Origin of the sequence: Alcanivorax sp. (assembly GCF_051117345.1) — a bacterium.
Lineage (GTDB): Bacteria > Pseudomonadota > Gammaproteobacteria > Pseudomonadales > Alcanivoracaceae > Alcanivorax.
The window spans coordinates 1-11,261 of the sequence record NZ_JBNPEC010000139.1 but is presented as its reverse complement, the minus strand read 5'-3'; the positions used below and the strand labels follow the sequence as shown (position 1 = coordinate 11,261).

11 protein-coding genes and 1 pseudogene are annotated in these 11,261 nt (G+C 61.7%); 7 read left to right on the top strand and 5 right to left on the bottom strand.

Annotated features, from left to right (window positions below; translation table 11 throughout):
• The 6 genes and pseudogenes from gatB to ACFE0K_RS09100 all read left to right on the top strand — a co-directional run.
• A pseudogene (gatB, locus tag ACFE0K_RS09125) lies at window positions 1-400 on the top strand (Asp-tRNA(Asn)/Glu-tRNA(Gln) amidotransferase subunit GatB); the annotation flags it as partial.
• Between the two features lie 86 nt (window positions 401-486).
• Window positions 487-1,302, top strand: coding sequence for a crotonase/enoyl-CoA hydratase family protein (locus ACFE0K_RS09120; protein ID WP_434535767.1), 816 nt, complete (start codon window positions 487-489; stop codon window positions 1,300-1,302).
• A 150-nt stretch (window positions 1,303-1,452) separates the two neighbouring features.
• A complete protein-coding gene (locus tag ACFE0K_RS09115; RefSeq protein ID WP_434535766.1) occupies window positions 1,453-2,235 on the top strand; it encodes a cyclic nucleotide-binding domain-containing protein in 783 nt (260 codons plus the stop codon).
• A 122-nt stretch (window positions 2,236-2,357) separates the two neighbouring features.
• Window positions 2,358-2,555, top strand: a complete 198-nt coding sequence (locus ACFE0K_RS09110; RefSeq protein WP_434535765.1) for a hypothetical protein — start codon at window positions 2,358-2,360, stop codon at window positions 2,553-2,555.
• Window positions 2,527-2,763, top strand: a complete 237-nt coding sequence (locus tag ACFE0K_RS09105; protein WP_434535764.1) for a hypothetical protein — start codon at window positions 2,527-2,529, stop codon at window positions 2,761-2,763. The genes ACFE0K_RS09110 and ACFE0K_RS09105 overlap by 29 nt, the downstream gene beginning before the upstream one ends.
• A 2-nt stretch (window positions 2,764-2,765) precedes the next feature.
• A complete protein-coding gene (locus tag ACFE0K_RS09100; protein WP_434535763.1) occupies window positions 2,766-3,932 on the top strand; it encodes a hypothetical protein in 1,167 nt (388 codons plus the stop codon).
• 54 nt (window positions 3,933-3,986) lie between these two features.
• Here ACFE0K_RS09100 and ACFE0K_RS09095 read toward each other — a convergent pair whose 3' ends face one another.
• From ACFE0K_RS09095 to hemA, 5 genes are all read right to left on the bottom strand, one after another.
• Complete coding sequence (locus ACFE0K_RS09095; protein WP_434535762.1) at window positions 3,987-5,747, bottom strand: patatin-like phospholipase family protein; 1,761 nt, start codon at window positions 5,745-5,747, stop codon at window positions 3,987-3,989.
• A 177-nt stretch (window positions 5,748-5,924) separates the two neighbouring features.
• The gene (locus tag ACFE0K_RS09090; protein ID WP_434535761.1) at window positions 5,925-6,668 is read right to left on the bottom strand and encodes a HesA/MoeB/ThiF family protein; all 744 of its coding nucleotides are present in this window, start codon (window positions 6,666-6,668) and stop codon (window positions 5,925-5,927) included.
• A 121-nt stretch (window positions 6,669-6,789) separates the two neighbouring features.
• Window positions 6,790-7,626, bottom strand: a complete 837-nt coding sequence (gene prmC, locus ACFE0K_RS09085; RefSeq protein WP_434535760.1) for a peptide chain release factor N(5)-glutamine methyltransferase — start codon at window positions 7,624-7,626, stop codon at window positions 6,790-6,792.
• A gap of 1 nt (window position 7,627) precedes the next feature.
• A complete protein-coding gene (gene prfA / locus ACFE0K_RS09080; protein WP_434535759.1) occupies window positions 7,628-8,713 on the bottom strand; it encodes a peptide chain release factor 1 in 1,086 nt (361 codons plus the stop codon).
• A 17-nt stretch (window positions 8,714-8,730) separates the two neighbouring features.
• The gene (gene hemA / locus ACFE0K_RS09075; protein ID WP_434535758.1) at window positions 8,731-10,002 is read right to left on the bottom strand and encodes a glutamyl-tRNA reductase; all 1,272 of its coding nucleotides are present in this window, start codon (window positions 10,000-10,002) and stop codon (window positions 8,731-8,733) included.
• Between the two features lie 290 nt (window positions 10,003-10,292).
• Here hemA and ACFE0K_RS09070 point away from each other — a divergent pair.
• Window positions 10,293-11,261, top strand: a 969-nt coding sequence (locus ACFE0K_RS09070; RefSeq protein ID WP_434535757.1) for a tetratricopeptide repeat protein, incomplete at its 3' end; no start/stop codon positions are given.

Genomic DNA, 11,261 nt, shown 5'->3' with positions numbered 1-11,261 from the left:
GGGTGAAACGGCCGCCAGGTTGAACGCGGAATAAAAAGCCATCAGCGCCAGGCCGGTCTCTACGGAACAATTGGGTCAACTGATTGCCCGTCTCAAGGATGGCACCATCAGGTCCCAAATTGCCAAACAGGTATTCGAAGCCTGCTGGGCCGGCGAAGGTGACCCGGATGCCATCATTGAAGCCAAGGGCCTCAAGCAGATGAGCGACAGCGGCGAGCTGGAAAAAATCGTCGATGACATCATCGCCAACAACGCCCCCCAGGTTGAGGATTACCGCAACTCTGATGATGCCAAGAAAAAGAAAAAAATCGGTTTCTTTGTGGGCCAGGCCATGAAGGCAACACAGGGCAAAGCAAACCCGCAGCAATTGAACCAGTTATTGCAGAAAAAGCTGCAATAACGCATCACCCCACACGCTCCACACATCACGCTTTTTGCGTGCTGGCGTGTGGCGTGTGGCGTGCCAGCCAGCCAGCCGGAGGCTATATGACCACCACCTTCCAGAACCGCGTCACCCTGGAAAAGAAAAATGACATTGCCTATGTCACTCTGAGCCGCGCCGACAAGTACAACGGCCTGGATTTCGCCATGATGGAAGGGCTGGTGGAAGCCGCCAAAGCCGTACGCAAGGACAGAAGTCTGCGCGTAGTGATCATGCAGGGTGAAGGCAAGGCATTTTGTGCCGGGCTGGATTTCGGCACGGTGATGAAACGACCACTGAAATTACTGAAAGGCTTCACCAAGTACGGCGTCAAGAAAACCAATCTGTTTCAGGAAGTCTGCTGGTGCTGGCGCGAGCTGCCGATCCCGGTAATCACTGTGCTGCACGGTTACTGCTACGGCGGCGGCATGCAGATTGCCCTGGCGGCAGATTTCCGCTTCACCACACCTGATTGCGAAATGTCGATCATGGAAATCAAGTGGGGGCTGATCCCGGACATGACCGGCAGCGTCACCCTGCGCGAACTGGTCCCCATGGATGTAGCCAAGGAACTGACCATGACCGGCCGCCTGTTCAAGGGCGACGAAGCCAAGGCCCTGAATCTGGTCACCCGGGTTGCCGACGACCCACTGGCGGAAGCCGAGCAACTGGCCGAGGCCATCAAGACCCGCTCCCCGGATGGCATCAGCGCCGCCAAGAGTCTGTTCCAGCAAACCTGGAATGTACCGGAAGCGCAGGCCTTCGATACCGAAAGCAAACTGCAGTTCAAGCTGCTGCGCGGCAAGAACTATCGTCGCGCCCTGCAGGCGGGACAGAAAAAGGAAGCACCACAATTCAGTCCCCGCGAGCGGGACTACTGAGGCCATAACGACAGGGTGCAAATCACACAGCGACTTGCACCCTGGCCAGGCAACAAAACCGTCACCCCCTGCAACTGCCAACTCACCCCTGTTTCGTAGCCGCTTCTTACGGCATACTCAGGCAAAAATCTGAGTTTGTTGAGGCACAGCATGATTTCCGTGGCCGAAGCCAGCGGCGGCTTTTCCGCCCTGACCCGCATGTACAAACGTCTGGTCGATGAATTTATCGGCCAGCTCCCGCTGCAACCCCAGTCATTCCCTCTGGCCCCCACCGAGGATGCCTTCCAGCAAGGCATGTGTGCCGACACCACCTATGTGGTGAAAGGCGGCATGCTGGGCATGCGCTGCCAGACACGCAAACTGTTTACCTGGGACGAGGGGGACATGATTCTCCCGGACGCGGGCAGCGACGAGGTCACCTACTACGCAGAAAGCGCGGTGTTACTGGCTGCCTACCCCACCGTAAAACTGGTGGAAGCGGTCCTGGCCGATGAACAACTGGCGCGACTGTGGACACGCATCCTCACCATCCAGCAGGCCATGCTGGTACGCCTGCTGGCGGCCTATGTACCGGAAGAAAGCCATACCACCCCGGGCTTTGCCTACTTCGAACCCGGCGACGTGATCATCCGCCAGGGGGAACCGGCAGATTATGTATTCAGCCTGTTCGAAGGCCAGGCGGATGTGCTGGTGGACAATGTGGTCGTGGGCCATGTCAGCGAAGGCGAGGTCCTCGGCGCCATCGCCCTGCTGACCCACTCCCCGCGCAGCGCCACGGTGAGAGCAAAGCAGCGCTGCTCCGTGGTCAAGGTGCCCAAGCATCAATTCAAGGACCTGATCCGCACCAACCCCGGCATGATCCACAGCCTGCTTACCGACATGGCACGGCAGGTCACTGATCTCAATAACCAGGTGGTTCAGTTGTCCGCCTGAACATGCGTGGGATGCCCTGCATTGTCCCTCCCGGCAAAGGGGCCTATATTGGAGACACAGAGGTTGGCCAACGCAACTTCTCGCAAGGCCGGCCTTCGTCCTCAGTCAGGGAGGTTCCGACCATGCGCCATATTCTCTCTATCGCCATCATTCTATGTCTGTTGATTCTGCTGGCGGTCTATTTTCTGTCTGATTCCGAGCCCGAGATCACCCAGCCCGGCTTTACCCTGGAGCCAGAGCAAGAAACCGTTACCACGCCGCAATCCCCGTCTACCCGCCAGGATAATCCAGGTGAAACGTCATCACCCACAGAGGAATGACCCCGGCTCTCTGGCGGATACGCTGGGCTGCCCGCCGACCACTCTGGCGGAATTGGCATCGCTGGACAGGGACCGCCAGCAACAGCTGGCGATCCTGATTGAGGCCTGCCAGCAACGGCAACGCCAGGCACACGAGCAGGCCCTGCGGGCTGCCCTGCCCCGCTTCCTGCGTCCGCTGCTGGGATCTGCTTCCGGTCAGGAGAGCTGAGCATGCTGACCAGCCAGATAGAAGTGCGCAAGCTGTCGGCCCTGCTGGACCAGCCGGCATCGTCACTGGCGGACCTGACGGCCTACCCACCGGAAGCCCTGCGCCAGCTCCGCCACCTCTGTGAAGAAAAATGCTTTGCCTCCGACCGCGACCGGTTTCACCGCTGGGCGCAATGGACCTCGCTGTTACCGCCCCCGCTGATGGCGGCCCTGGCGCGCCGCGCAGGGCCATTGCTCACCGCTCGTATCGCCACGGAAATGCCATCCCATCGAGGCGCAGCCATCGCCCGACGTCTTACCGCCCCCTTTCTTGCCAGGGTCTGTCAGCATCTGGACCCACAACGCAGCCGTGAGCTGATTCGCCAACTCCCCCCGACTCTGCTGGTGGACACGGCCCTGACCCTGATAGAGGCAGGCGCCTTCATGCTACTGGGCCGGGTCGCCGACGCCCTGGACGACGATGCCACCCGGGCCGTCATGGACGCAGTGGCCGACGATGGCCACCTGCTGCGCATCGCCCTGTTTATGGAGTCACGCACCCGCCTGGACCACCTGGTGCGCTTACTGCCCCGGGAACGGCTGGCCCGGGCCGTGCTGCTCGCCACGGACCCAGACAACGACCTGATGCTGGAAGTGATCGCCTTGCTCGGCAACCTGGGCTACGAACTGAAGCATCAGCTCGGCGACCTGGTCGCTAACCAGCCCGCCGCCGTGCTGAAGCGCATTATTCAGGTGGCCGAACAACATCAGCTGTGGCCGGACCTGGTTCCGGTGATCGCCGAGCTGTCGTCTGCCACCCAGCAACGGCTGCTGGAACTACCGATTCTGCAGCAACAGCCGGAGATTCTCGGCCATATCATCACTGCCGCCGATCACCATGGTTTGTGGAGCCGGTTATTGCCGCTGGTCGGCATGATGAACCCGGTGCTGCTGCAGGAGGTGGGCCGCCAGGCCGCCATGCTGGACCGGGCTGCCATCGAGCGGGCCATGGAAGCCGCCCTGACCACCGAGCAGTGGCATGCCCTGGTCAGGGTTGCCCACCACCTTCCTGCACAACGGCAACAGGACATCGCCGAAATCATTGATGCCTACGGCAAGGTGGACCCGGCACTACGACAACGGCTGGTGACACTGGCAAACGATAATGGCCTGCAGGCGTTGTTCGCCTGACGCTATCAAGGCCATCTATTCTGCGTAAGCTCAGTGCAACCTACCGAAAACATCTCAATCCTCCCCCAGCAACTCATCCCGTAGCGGCTCCAGTACCTGCAAAGCATGCTGATACCCGCGCTCTACCAGCATATCGAGCGCCTTCCAGTCGAACATGTTCACGTCGGTCACCGGCATATGCAGACACACATCGGAACGCGCCACCGACGCCGGGTAAACGACGGTGTCGCTGTTGAGAGTGGCGGTACGCAGCAGGATCTCGCCGAAACCGGGCCAGCTGGCACCGCGCTGGCGGCGCAAGAGGGCCCCGGGGTCAGGCAGGCTGGACTTCATCTCTTCCAGGGCGATATCGCTCTGGGCACTGACGCTGGAGGCGATAATGGCACCCCGCTCCATGGCCTGCATCACGTCCGTGGGCAGATTGTCCACCACCCCACCATCGCACAACAGCTCCCCTTCAAACAGCACCGGCGGCGCCACCCCGGGCACACACATGCTGGTCCCCACCCAGGTGGCCAGGCTACCGAACTCATGGACCACCGCTTCACCACTGGACAGGTTGCTGGAAACACAAAAATAACTACGCCACAGGGATTCGATGGTGCGCTCGCCAAACACCGACTGCAGGCGCTGGTGGAATTTTCGACCACGGATCAGGGAGACCCGCGGCAGCGTATAGTCATTGAGGTAATTACGGCTGACGAAGGTATCCCGGGCCACCTGCATCATCTCCACCGCACTGAACCCGCAGGCCAGCAGGGCCGAAACAAAGGCGCCCATGCTGGTGCCGCCCATCACGTCCACCGGCATCTGCAGCTGCTCCAGTGCCCGGATCAGGCCGATATGGGCAAAGCCGCGGGCGCCGCCACCGCCCAGCACCAAGCCCAGACCGCGACCAGTGATCTGCCGGGCCAGAGCATCCAGATCCGGTCCATACCAGGGCTGCACATAATAATGACTGCGCGCTTTCAGCTGTTCCCGCCAGGCGCGGGTGTGCGTGGAGCTGTCGCCACGGGCACACAACAACACCAGCTCCAGCGGCGCCAGCAACGGGCCTGGCAACCGGGCAAGGGCTGGCACCGGTCGCGGCTCGGCGCCGGCTTCCACCAGCATCAGCACCCGGTCACCGTGGCGCAGGCAACGCTCTGCCCAGACGCCCTGCCCTTGATCGGCCACATAAACCAGATGCGGATGGGCCGCTTCCAGACGATGCAGATAGGTTTCCAGTCTCTGCTCACTGTCACTGTCCGTGGCAAGGCTGTCCTGCCCCAGATCCGCCAGCACATGGGCCTCGGTGACCATACGCGCCCGTGGCCAGCCGCCCAGCCGCCCCACCAATTCCTCCCCCAGGGTGGCCGCCGGCACCCCGGGGCTGGCCGGCACCAGCGACAGGGTCCCCTGGCGGGCAGCATGGCCGGGTCGCGGCGTGTCCCGCTGGCGCAGCAGGTAGCGACTCAGGGCCAGCAGCACCGGCGGATGGTCCAGCAGAAAAGGCTCCAGGCCCTCGGCAGGAAAACGTAGCAACTGGCTATCGCGCAGAACCAGAATATCCTGCGCAAAGGGGTGATCGCCAAGCAGCTCACTGGCACCGATCAAGGCACCGGGGTCGATCAGCGCAGTGGTGTCCGCCACCGTTTTCTGCAGGCGTCCGCTCAACAGCACGAACAACCAGCGCGGGGTATCTCCGGCCTGACACAGGACCTCCCCCACGGGCAGGGAGACAGGTTCCGCCAGATCAGCCAAGGCGGCGACAGCGGCATCGGGAAGATCCGCAAACAGGGGTAGGGACGCCAGTCGGGCTTGTGTCTCGTTCACCGCAGCCTCCGGATAGACTACTTTCAAGCCTACGCCCGGGCTGACAGGGGAAACAGTATCGCTGTGTAAGTGACTCGGGAAGCATCTAGCTTCGAGGAACGAGAAGCGAAACCCCGGGCCAGCAAGTGATTTTGCCTTTCGAAACTCGCTTCTCGCGACTCGAGCGAGCCTTTCCGACTACTGCCGGGAGCACACAGGGCAAGCCGGGTCTTTATGAAAACGCATTTCCCGCCAGGACAGGGTGCGACCGTCGAACAGCTTCAGAGTGGCAGGCAAAGGCTTACCCTGCAGCACCTGTATGGCGGCCAGGGCCTGCAGGGTACCGATGGTGCCCACCACCGGGCCGACGATGCCCGCCTGGCTGCAGGCCAGATCGCCGTCGGTGCCATCGCCATAGACGCAGGCGTAGCAGGCGCTGTCCGGCTGGCGCAGATCGAATACCGCCAGTTGCCCGTCCATGCGGATGGCAGCGCCACTGACCAGCGGCACCCGGTGAGTCACACAGGCCTGATTGATTTTCTGGCGGGTGGCAAAATTATCGGTGCAGTCCAGCACCACATTGGCCGCCGCCACTTCCCGGTCAAGCCAGTCCGCATCCACCCGCAGGGTATGCGCCTGCACCGACACCTCCGGGTTCAGCGCCAGCAATTGCGCCTTCAGGGCCTCGGCCTTGGGCTGGCCCACATCTGCGCTCCGAAAGGCCACCTGCCGATGCAGGTTACTCAACTCCACCGCATCATCGTCTGCCAGCACCAGCTCGCCGGCCCCGGCACCGGCCAGATACAACGTCGCCGGATTGGCCAGCCCGCCACAGCCGACCACCAACACCCTCGCTTCCGCCAGGGCGTCCTGCCCGGCCAGATCAAAGTCCTCCACCATCAACTGGCGGCTGTAGCGAAGTAGCTGGTCGTCGTTAAGCATGATTCTCTCACAGGCCCGCAAGCGCGTTATAAAAAATCATTTACCACAGAGAACACAGAGTTCACTGAGGAAATACCCGGTCTCTACCCTACGGTTCGGCTTTTGGGGTTTTCGCTGTTAATTATTCACTATTAACGGTTAACTGACCCAACGTCACCCGCTCGTTCCCCCCCAAATCCCGCTCGGTACGCACCGCGTCAAAATCACCCGCCTCCATCAGTGCTCGCACCTCGTCACCCTGTTGGTAACCATGTTCCAGCAGCAACCAGCCACCGGCAACCAGGCAAGTACAAGCCTGATTGATAATGGTGGCCAGGTCCGCCAGCCCCCGCTGGTCTGCCACTAATGCAGAGCGCGGCTCGAAGCGCACATCGCCTTCTTCAAGGTGATGATCCGTCGGATCGATATAGGGCGGGTTGCTGACGATCAGGTCGAACGGGCCATAGCAGCCCTCCAGCCAGCTGCCCTGCTGCAAGGTCACCCGGGCGGACAAGTCACGGGCATTGCGCTGGGCCACCGACAAGGCCTCGGCACTCAGATCGATCAGAGTCACCTGCCACTGGGGGCGCTCCAGAGCCAGGGACAGGCCAATGGCACCGGTACCGGTGCCCAGGTCCACCACCCGGGCGGGGCCGGCGGGGCCCAATTGCAGAGCCAGTTCCACCAGGGTTTCTGTGTCCGGTCGGGGAATCAGGGTGTCGGCGGTAACGGTGAAACGGCGGCCAAAGAATTCCCGCTCGCCGGTCAGGTGAGCCACTGGCTCACCCTGCTCGCGGCGCGTCAACAGCGCCAGAAATCGTTGCTGCTGCTGCGCATCCAGCTCCCTTTCCGGCCAGGTGAACAGATAGCTGCGCGGGCGCGCTAACACATGGCAGAGCAGCACCTGGGCGTCCAGGCTCGCACTGGGAGACGCTGCAAGCCGCTCACGGGCCTGACGCAGGGCCGCATCAATGCGCATCTCAGCTGTCGCCAAGGGTCGCCAACAGATCCGCCTGGTGTTCGGACATCAGCGCACCCAGCAATTCATCCAGGTCCCCTTCCATGATTTCACCGAGCCGGTAAAGCGTCAGGTTGATGCGATGATCGCTCACCCGACCCTGGGGATAATTGTAGGTACGAATACGCTCGGAACGATCCCCGGAGCCCACCAGGGATTTACGCTCAGCAGCCTGCTCCGCATGGGCGGCATTCTGCTGGGCATCATACAGCTTGGCGCTGAGCAGGCTCATGGCCTTGGCCTTGTTCTTGTGCTGGCTACGCTCGTCCTGGCATTCCACCACCACGCCGGTGGGCAAGTGGGTGATACGCACGGCGGAATCGGTCGTGTTGACGTGCTGGCCGCCGGCACCGGAGGAACGGTAGGTGTCGATACGCAGGTCTTCGGTGCGAATCTGGATATCACCGAGATCTTCGGCTTCCGCCATGATCGCCACGGTGCCGGCGGGGGTGTGAATACGCACCAGGCATTGCGCAGCGGGGGCCCGCTGTACCCGTTGGGACCCGGATCCAAACATGACGCGGGAATAGACACAGTCGCCGATGACCCGCGCGATCACTTCCTTGTAGCCGCCATGCTCGCCTTCGCTGGCGCTCACCAGCTCCACTTTCCAGCCATTCTGCTCGGCATACTTGCTGTACATGCGGAACAGGTCACCGGCAAAAATCGCCGCCTCATCACCGCCGGTGCCGGCGCGCACTTCCAGAAACACATTGGCGCCGTCGCGAGGATCCTTGGGCAACATCAGTTTCTGCAGCTCGTCGGCCAGTGCGTCCATCTGTGTGGTCGCGTCACGGGCTTCTTCCTGGCCCATTTCGCGCATCTCAGGATCACTGTCATCCTGCATTGCCTTGGCGGCGTCCAGGTTGGCAGCGACTTTCAGGTAATCCTGATAACACTTCACCACCGGATCGATTTCCGAATATTCCCGGGACAGATCCCGAAACTTTTTCTGGTTACCAATAATCTCCGGGTCCGACAACAGGCCGGACAATTCTTCAAAACGGTCGGCCAGCTTTTCCAGCTTGCCTTGCAAAGACGCTTTCATAAGACCCTCAAAGGGATTTATTTCGGTTCGGACGGGGTGTCCGGGTCGTCAAGCAGCAACTCGCGGGCCAGCAGCAATGATTCTGCCCGGCCCTCCGCCGCCAGCTTGCGCAGGGTCACACTGGGCGTATGCAGCCACTTGTTGACCAGGGAATGCTGAAACTTGCGCAGTACCTGCTCCGGATCACCACCGTTGTGCAGCTGCTGGAGCGCTTTCTCCAGCTCGCTCTCGGCCAGGCTGGTACGCTGCTGTCGATACTCTCGCAGCACACTCACCGCATCCTGCTCACGGCGCTGGCGACGGTGGCGGACGATGGCATCGCGAATCAGCTCAGCAGCCTCCTGGGCGGCCTGCTGTCGGGCACGAACATTTTCCTGAATCGCTTCCTGCAGATGATCCACCGTGTACAGATAGACATCATCCAGGTCACCCACCTCGGGCTCGATATCGCGAGGCACGGCGATATCGACCATGAACATGGGTTTGTGACGACGTTTTTTCAGGGCTCGTTCGACCATCCCCTTGCCCAGAATAGGCAGGGGCGCGGCGGTACAGGAAATCAGGATATCCGCCCGCTCCAGGGCCACCGGCAACTCTTCCAGGCTGATGCCGCGACCGCCGACACTGGCAGCCAGCTCTGCAGCCCGTTGCTGGGTACGGTTGGCAATGGTGATTTCGCTGACCTGTTGCTCATTGAGGTGACGCGCCACCAGCTCGATCATCTCCCCGGCGCCGATCAACAGGGCACGGCTCTTTTTCAGATCGGCAAAGATATGGCGGGCAAAGGACACCGCCGCATAGGCCACGGATACCGGGTTGGCGCCGATACCGGTTTCGGTACGAATGCGTTTGGCCACCGAGAACACTTCCTGGAACAGCCGCGACAACTCGCCATTCAGTAGCCCGGCCTCATGGGCACGGGCATAGGCGTCGCGCATCTGGCCCAGAATCTGCGGCTCGCCCAGTACCAGCGAGTCCAGACCGCCGGCCACCCGCATCATGTGTTCCAGGGCCTGCTCGCCCTGATGCTGGTAGAGCACGGACACCAGCTTATCCACCGACAGGTGGCGACTTTGCGCCAGCCAGGCGGCAAAATCCGGCACTGTCTCGTCAACCAGACAATACAGTTCGGTACGGTTACAGGTGGAAAGCAGGGCCGCCTCGCGCACCCCGGGCATATCTCGCAGGCTGGCCAGCGCCGCTTCCGCCTGCTGCGTGGAGAACGCCAGACGTTCACGCAACTCCACATCCGCGGTGGTGTGATTGACGCCAACAGCGACTAGATTCATAGACTCTCGTGCCCGCAGCAGACCCGGGCCACTTTCCTCACCGGTTTACACAAGGGCGGCAGTTCATCGAGCGATCATTATGGAACTGTCTGCCTGCCGCACCCGTCAGAAGGCAATAGCCCGGTGAAAACAGGCCACGCAAGGGTCACGCATTTTGCGTGAAAGCGCCCTCCAAAACAATGACGACCCCGCTGATCAACGGCACAGGAGCTGCTTATAGCAGGCTGGGTTTGGGCAATCCCGGATCGCTGTGCCATGATAGCCGGACCATCAAACAGGCATACTGGTTAATGACGCGATTCGCTTTTTTGCCGCTGTGCGGCGCCCTGCTGCTCAACGGCTGCGCCAGCAAGACACCGGCCCCGACACCCGCCGACCCCGAGCCACCTGCGGCCACCCAGAGCGCCCCGAGCTATGACAGCGAGACCCTGTCGGACCTGCTGGTAGCGGAAGTGGCCGCCCAGCGTCAGTCTCTGGGCGTGACGCTGGCCTATTACAGCCAGGCAGCCCGCACCACCGGCGATCCACAAGTGATCAGCCAGGCGGCTCAATTGGCCCATTACCTGGAAGACCACCAGCAAACCCTGGCGCTGAGCCAGCTATGGCTGGAGAAGGTGCCCGCCGACGAAGAAGCCCTGCAACTGGCCATTCTTTCGGAAATTCGCCTGGGTAACATCGACGCCGCCAGCCGTTACCTGGACACGTTGCTCGGCGAACACGGCGGCGAGGCTCTGGGCCGGCTGGTCAGCCAGGCCCGCGGGCTGGATGCCCAAGGCAACCGGCAACTGGTGCAGGCATTGGCGCAACTCTCCGATCGTTATCCGGACCAGGCGCCACTGTGGTACGCCCGCGCCCTGTGGCTGGAACATGAAAACGATTACGTCGGCGCTCTGGAGGCAGACGAGCGGGCACTGGATCTGATGCCCCGCCACGAAGACGCCCTGCTGCTCAAAGCCCAGTTGCTGCACAAACTCGGGGAAAAAAAGAAGGCCCTGCGTCACCTGAAAAAACTGGTTCGCAAATATCCACAGGCACGGCGCCCCCGAATTACCTATATCCGCATGCTGCTGGCCGCCGGCGACACCGGCAAAGCAGAGAAACAGCTAGCCACCATGGCCGAACAGCATCCTGAGGATCTGGATCTGCGCTTCTCGCTGGCCTTGCTGGCCCTGGAAGCCGGCGCCACCGAACCGGCCCGCCGGCAACTCCAGGCCCTGCTGGCCGAGAATTACCGACCCGATGACATGCACCTCTATCTG